This is a genomic window from Alphaproteobacteria bacterium (assembly GCA_035625915.1).
GTDB lineage: Bacteria > Pseudomonadota > Alphaproteobacteria > JACZXZ01 > JACZXZ01 > DATDHA01.
On the sequence record DASPOR010000068.1, the window covers coordinates 1 to 6,400 of the forward strand.

At 58.6% G+C, this 6,400-nt stretch carries 6 protein-coding genes; 3 read left to right on the plus strand and 3 right to left on the minus strand.

From position 1 onward, the window contains the following. The 3 genes from VEJ16_05910 to VEJ16_05920 form a co-directional block, all read left to right on the plus strand. Positions 1-459: diaminopimelate decarboxylase (locus VEJ16_05910; protein HYB09184.1), on the plus strand; the 459-nt coding region annotated here is incomplete at its 5' end. A 53-nt stretch (positions 460-512) separates the two neighbouring features. Continuing rightward, on the plus strand, positions 513-2,099 hold the full coding sequence (locus VEJ16_05915; GenBank protein ID HYB09185.1) for an urea transporter: 1,587 nt from the start codon (positions 513-515) through the stop codon (positions 2,097-2,099). Between the two features lie 40 nt (positions 2,100-2,139). Beyond that, a complete protein-coding gene (locus VEJ16_05920; GenBank protein ID HYB09186.1) occupies positions 2,140-3,243 on the plus strand; it encodes a dienelactone hydrolase family protein in 1,104 nt (367 codons plus the stop codon). Between the two features lie 1,007 nt (positions 3,244-4,250). Here VEJ16_05920 and VEJ16_05925 read toward each other — a convergent pair. The 3 genes from VEJ16_05925 to rfbD all read right to left on the minus strand — a co-directional run. After that, positions 4,251-4,454, minus strand: coding sequence for a hypothetical protein (locus VEJ16_05925; GenBank protein ID HYB09187.1), 204 nt, complete (start codon positions 4,452-4,454; stop codon positions 4,251-4,253). Positions 4,455-4,636: 182 nt separating this feature from the next. Beyond that, positions 4,637-5,509, minus strand: coding sequence for a glucose-1-phosphate thymidylyltransferase RfbA (gene rfbA, locus VEJ16_05930; GenBank protein ID HYB09188.1), 873 nt, complete (start codon positions 5,507-5,509; stop codon positions 4,637-4,639). Then, on the minus strand, positions 5,506-6,400 hold an 895-nt coding region (rfbD, locus tag VEJ16_05935), incomplete at its 5' end, for a dTDP-4-dehydrorhamnose reductase (GenBank protein ID HYB09189.1). The genes rfbA and rfbD, both read right to left, overlap by 4 nt.

Sequence of the window (6,400 nt, forward strand, 5' to 3'; positions counted from 1 at the left end):
CCCGGACGCGCCATCGTCGATGGTTGCACGACGCTTTTGACCACGGTCGTCGCCAAGAAAGGCAGGTCGAACAGGAAGCCAGCCGTCGTCGTGGATGCGGGTGTCAACCTCGTGCCAACGGCCGTATTTTACGATCATCCCATATCACGCGCCACGGAATCGTTCGATGAGTTAAGCGAGACGCTCGGATACGAACTATTCGGGCCGCTTTGCATGCAAACGGATATCCTGCGAAGCGACGTGAACGCGAGCCATCTTGAAGTCGGCGATGTCATCACGATTCACCATGTCGGCGCGTATTGTCACAGTCAATCCATGCAATTTATCGAGACGCGGCCAGCGACCATTCTTATTGGGCCGGACGGGCCAAGCATAATACGCGAGCGCGAGACGTGGCGGGATGTCTTTGCGCTTGACCACGTTCCCAGGCGGCTACGCGACAAAGACTACAATTTTTAATGACCTCGCCTCCGAATGGATTAGCCTTATCTGGCATTCCTGCGGGGGCGGAGGTGAATCTTGGAATCGTCATCGATGGATGGGTTCGCGCCATCCTTGCGGGGTTGGCGCAACTGCTCTTTTCTTCCCGGCGATTGCCGGGCCTCCTGACGGCATTTGGCTTGGCGGCCTACTCCCCGTGGTTGCTCTTGGGCGCACTCACCGGAACCGTTATCGGCACGATCATCGAGCGATGGGCGACAGGCCTCGATCATAGATTGTGGCGAGATGGCGTCGGCGGAATCAATCCGGCGATACTAGGCGTTTTGGGAAGTGGATTTTTTGCCGCGCCGGATGAGCGTGTCGCAATCCTGATCCTTCTTTGCGTAATTTGCACAGCTGTTGCCGCCATAATGCGAAAGGCCATAGGCAAAATAGGCCTGTTTGCGTTTTCGGCACCCGCCTATGCAACGACCGTCGCTGCATCGCTCTTTCTGGTAGGGCCGGGACATTGGTGGTGGGCGGGAATTGGACCGGCGGCCTTTGTGCCCGCGGGCCCATGGGTCATGATTGCGTGCCTGGTCGGTGCGATGGCGTGGGAGTCGCCTGCGGCGGCAGGCTGGGCGGTGTGCGCGAGCCTCTTATTTTACAATTTCACCTTGTCGCTTGGGATGGCGACGGCGGATTCCTTCGGCCTTTGGGGCATCGTCATCCCCTTGTGCGCTTTCGGCGCACAAAGGATATTTGCCGGGCGATCGCCCGCAGCGCCGAAAATTGCAACAGTGGCCGCTTTTCTGGGCGGCATAATCTGGTGGTTGTGGCACCTAGCGGAAGTCGACCGGATCGCGTCACCGTTGTTTGCCCCGACAATATTGAGTCTGTGGGCGATGATGCTCGTGCACGACCTCCGTCTAAAGCGAAAGAAGAGGGCGGGCATTCGACCTCTGGTTTTACAGAGCGGATTTGCATTCGCAATTCTGAAGCTATGGCGATCTCGCTTGGTAGGGCGACCGGTGCTGGTGGCAACGGGGTCGACGCCGGTCGAAGACGCAATCCTGCGGGACATCATTGGCGCTGGGTTGGATTTTCGGACTTCGATGCTCGAGACGAGGGCCGGGCGTCGACGGCTATGGGAAGCGTCGGATCTGCTTCGCGGCGCAGTAGAAGCACCGTCCTTCGATTTCTATCCCGCCCTCGTATTCGCAGGGGGTTGCATTGGACAGGGCCCAAGCGGATTAAATCGCTTCGATCTTGCAGGCCGGGCCGATCGGATCCGGTGCCTTGGCTGCGGCAGCATTTCACCAGCGCCGCCGGTTGGCCTGTGGCGGCGTCTTGAATTGACTTGCTCGCAATGTGCCGGCCAAGTCGTTCCCGATATTCGCAGATTGATCCCGCTTGAGTCGGCAAAAATCAAAGCCGCGCTCGATGCTGCCTCGCCGCAGCGCGCGACTTGCATCGTCTTGCCCGGAGCCTTAGAGTCGCCCGCCGCGCCGGCTTTGCTCGAAAAAATTGGCCAGGCAAAGTGGGGTGTCATACAAATCCTCGAGCGACCAGGCGATGCATTACCGGATGCCGTTACTATTATTTGCCAAGAACTTAGGGTAATTCGACTGTTCTCGCTGCTGGGCTGCGTGAGGAGGAGGCCTTATCGTGCGAGTTAAGCCCTCTCTGTGGCCCTGGGCAATCGCGATAGCGCTAGGGGTGGCGGTCGCATTTCAGATCTCGCCAGGGTCAGGCGGCCCGCTCCGCACGACGCTTAGCGACGGTCCTACGGGACATATTCGATTTAAGAGCGGCGATGCATTGCCCGGTGGACTTACCGACGGGCGGCCGATCACGCCTGCGATAATCGACGGTGAATTGTCGCTTCCGGAGAATTGTACTGCACCTTTTCCGGCGGTCGTGTTGCTCCACGGCAGCCTTGGGCTTTCCCAGGTTCAGACCGACTATTCGCGCCGATTACGCCAAAATTGCTACGCGACATTCGCCGTCGATAGTTTTGCCGGCCGCGGCGTTCACTCAACGGTCGAAAACCAAATCGCCGTAACGACCGAATCAATGGTGATCGACGCGTATGCTGCGCTTTTGCTACTTCAGTCGCACCCGCTCATCGACCCAAATCGAATTGCGGTCGCAGGCTGGTCCAAGGGCGGGACCGCGGTAGAACATGCGATGTCAAATCAGGTCGCAAAAAAATTTGCGCCGAACGCGCACGGTTTTGTCGCATATGTTGCGTTCTATCCCTGGTGTGGTGAGCAAAACTTCTCGCAACGGAAGACCGGCGCCCCAATTCTATTTATCTTGGCAAAGGCCGACGATTGGGTTTCGGCGGAAGCATGTTCCGACTATGCGAAGAGCCTTAGGAAGTTAGGTGTCGATGTTCACGTCAGGATGTTTGACGCAGCGCACGCATTCGACAACCCGGAACTCACCGCCACATATTATCCCGACGCAGTCGTGTCCGGAAACTGTCGATATGAACGTCGCAGTGACGGATTCCGTGAAATTGGATCCGAGGTCGTTCGTCCCTGGACAGAATTCGATCGCTACTTTGCAAGCTGTTCCACGTTTGGCGCACATACGGAGTCCAACGCCGAGGCCGCCCGCGAGGCGAGAGAGGCCATGTTCGATTTTCTGGACGCGTATGTCGCGACACTCCCCGTTGCGCTACCGCCGTGGAGGCCGCTCTCTGCCCAGGAAGGCAAGCCGTCTCGTACGCCTTTAGAAAGAACCCGCGATATTCAACACGTATTGCGGTTCGCGCGGCCAATGGGGCCCGCGAGACACAACCACGACTCCCATTGATCAAAAGAACGTATGCCTTGTTACCTTCAGCACGAGACCGTCGTGCACTTTCCGTTTTTGCAAGTCGTCTTTACGCACGACCTGTTGGCTCCAGGTGTGGTCACCGGCGTACAATTTTGACCATTGCTGCACGTCGTTACAGTGGACTTGCACGATCCTCCGGTGCAGACAACCGAGTTGGAGCTACTGGTGGAGTTGTCGTAGCAGGAGCCGTTAACGCAGGTTGTCGAGCTGGTGTTGGAATTGGAGGATGACGTTGTTTGGGCAGATGTGGTGACGCTCAACGCGGTGAGCACGAGAAATGACAAATAGAGTTATCTCATTGCGATCTCCCTTCGCATGAAGGCATGAACGTCATAACGCGGCGCTGAAGCCCGTCCTAGACGCAGCCGCCCAGGCGTATAAATTGCGCTAATTACACTCCGAACTCAATATTGCATATTGATTATGGCGTTACCTACTAATGATATTCTCGGAGTGCTGCATCCCACGCCAACCTCACGAATTCGGCGATCGAATTTCGCGCGGGGCATGGTCCGAATGCACCATCCAGGTGTGATTTCAACGACGCATGGGTTAAGCCGATTCGAGTGCCGCGTGGCTTCAACCGCGCAACGCTTCGTGCTGCCGAACCTTGCCTACGGATCACCGGCTGAGGCCGACGCAATCCTTTCTGCGCATCCAAACGTCTTGGGCATCATCTCGCGTTTGGTCGCTGGAACAATGCCGCAACGCTCTATGGTGGGAAGTGAGAGTGGCACTCTTCGCGTCAGCAAATGTTCAAACCTCCCTCGATCTGCGCTCTGGCGCCGCTATACGGAGATGAGGGACGTTGCGAATTTGTGACTACAGGCCCTGGAGCGATGAATAGAGGCTTTCATTGGTAGCCTCGATCAACTGCCCCTCGGGAAGTAGATGGAACGGGCCAGCGCCGCGACTTGCGGCGCGCTGGGTGGCTTCCTAACGGAGTGGCACTGCGCGTACGCGCAGCATCGGGCCTTTTTAGCTTAATGCGCCGTCATGCGCATTTTCGCGGCCGGTGCCTCGAAGAATTCCTTATAAGGGGCGGCTTTTTCGACCGATGTGAGGGCGAAATGCTGGTCGGCACCTATTTCGTCCCAGAGCAGGATTTGGGGCGACTGCCGAGCCTCGCGTAGCCGGCGCTCCGTTTCGGCGATCAGGTAATGTACCGGGCTGCCTGTGGGCCTCATGTAAAGCCTCCTATTCCCTTTCGCATATCAAAGCCCGAATCCCGTAAAAAATTAGTTAACGCTTGGAGCACTGCGGCGCGGCGACCTCGGCGGCCATCGCGCGCCCCTCCTCCTTGTTATTCAAGCGATTTCAAAGGGATAAGTTGGCGCGCCCGCGCGAACGGCGTCGAAGCGGGGCCGGATTAGCCGTCTTCCTCGGCAACGCGTTGCAAATATGTCCCGTAATCGTTGCTGCTCATCTGCCGGCCGAGCGCCAAAAGCCGCTTGCGGTCGATATAGCCCATACGGAAGGCGACCTCCTCGACGCAGCCGATCTTTAACCCCTGGCGGACCTCCACAGTGCGAACGAACTCAGAGGCCTGAATGAGCGCTTCGTGCGTGCCGGTATCGAGCCACGCGCATCCTCGCCCGAGTTTCTCCAAGTGAAGCTCGCCGCGAGCCAAATAAAGATTGTTGAGGTCGGTGATCTCGAGTTCGCCGCGAGCCGACGGCCGGATCGTACGGGCGAGATCGACCACCCGTTCGTCATAAAAATACAACCCCGTCACCACGTGGTTCGATTTCGGATTCGAGGGCTTTTCATCGATTGCCGCGACGTTGCCTTCCGAGTCGAAGGTGATGACGCCATAGCGCTCGGGATCGCTCACGCGATAGCCGAATATCACCGCACCTTTTTCCATTGCCGCCGCGCGCGCAAGGGCCTCTGGCAGGCCATGGCCAAAAAAAATGTTATCACCGAGAATCATGCAGCACTTGGCGCCGGAGAGAAAATCGGCGCCGATGATGAGGGCCTGGGCCAGGCCCTCGGGTGCGGGTTGCACCGCAAAGGACAGCGACAAGCCCCACTGCGCACCGTCTTCGAGAAGTGATTTATATTGGCGCTGGTCCGCTGGCGTCGTGATGATGAGAATATCGCGAATGCCGGCCAGCATGAGCACCGACAGGGGATAATAGATCATCGGCTTGTCGTAGACGGGGATAAGCTGCTTGCTGATGCCGCGGGTTATCGGGTAGAGCCTCGTGCCGGTCCCACCTGCAAGGATGATGCCCTTCATTCGGCGCTTCCTTCTGCAAGCAATTCCGCGACGATGCTCGGCAAGCTTGCGGCCCACGAAGGCTGCGAAATGCCGAAGGCAGCTGCAATCTTGGCACAAGACATGACTGAGTTGGAGGGCCGCCTTGCCGGCGTGGGATATTCGGCCGTCGCGATCGGCGTGACCATTATGCGCCCAGCACGAGGCCCAGCCGCGGCCTCGACGATGGCTTGAGCAAAGCCGCACCAGCTTGTCGGCGGCGCGCCGCAGAAGTGATAGGTACCCCACGCGACAGGGCCATGCATTGCCTGTGCGGCTATCGCAAGCAGCGCTTTGGCGACCGCACTGGCCGGGGTCGGACAGCCGCGTTGATCGTCGACCACGCGAAGTTCGCGACGGGTGGCGGACGCTCGCAGTATCGTCTTGACGAAATTTGTGCCGCGACCGCTAAACACCCAAGACGTGCGCAGGATCACATGACTTTCCAAGCGCGCGCGCACGGCTTCCTCGCCCTCGAATTTGCTCGCTCCATAGGCGCCGAGGGGCGAGGCATGGTCGGTTTCCTCATAAGCATCCCTTTTCTGGCCATCGAACACATAGTCCGTGGACACATGAAGGAGCGGCAGGGTGAGTGCCGAACAGACGTTTGCCAGATTGGCGGGGCCGTCGCGGTTGACAGCGAATGCGAGCGCGCGCTCCGTTTCGGCCTTGTCGACGGCGGTATAGGCGGCCACATTGATGACCGCGGCTGGCGCCACGCCCTCGAGTGTGCTGCGTACTTTCGCCTTATCCCGGATGTCAAGCTCGCGGTGGGAAACTCCGACAAGGGCGGGCGGTGTCCCCTTCCCGCGAATCATCAGCTCATGGCCCACTTGGCCGGTTGCACCTATGACCAAGATCGGCCGAGTCATG

Bases quoted from the DNA above. Each gene is read 5' to 3' on its own strand.
- VEJ16_05925 (HYB09187.1), bottom strand. From the start codon at position 4,454: ATGAGGCCCACAGGCAGCCCGGTACATTACCTGATCGCCGAAACGGAG.
- rfbA (HYB09188.1), bottom strand. From the start codon at position 5,509: ATGAAGGGCATCATCCTTGCAGGTGGGACCGGCACGAGGCTCTACCCG.